The 224-nt window shown below is 71.9% G+C and carries 1 protein-coding gene; it reads left to right on the forward strand.

Features of this window, described 5'->3' with window-relative positions:
- On the forward strand, nt 1-224 hold a 224-nt coding region (locus VTU_RS26320; protein ID WP_010102542.1), incomplete at both ends, for a pyrroline-5-carboxylate reductase family protein.

Raw genomic sequence — 224 nt, forward strand, 5'->3', positions numbered from 1 at the left:
CCAGCCAGTGGTTCACGCGGAAGGCTGTCCCGAAGCCATGGTCCGTGCCGGTGTCGACATGAGGCTGTCGGAGCCGCAGACGTACCGATTGGCCGTGGCCACCTTCGCTGGCGCCGCAGAGCTGGCCCGCCGCTCGGACGAGCCCCCCGCCGTGCTGCGCCAGCGCGTGACCTCCAAGGGCGGGACCACCCATGCAACGCAGCACGCCCTGGAAGACGCGGGCG

Origin of the sequence: Verminephrobacter aporrectodeae subsp. tuberculatae At4, assembly GCF_000193225.1 — a bacterium.
Taxonomy (GTDB): domain Bacteria; phylum Pseudomonadota; class Gammaproteobacteria; order Burkholderiales; family Burkholderiaceae_C; genus Acidovorax; species Acidovorax aporrectodeae.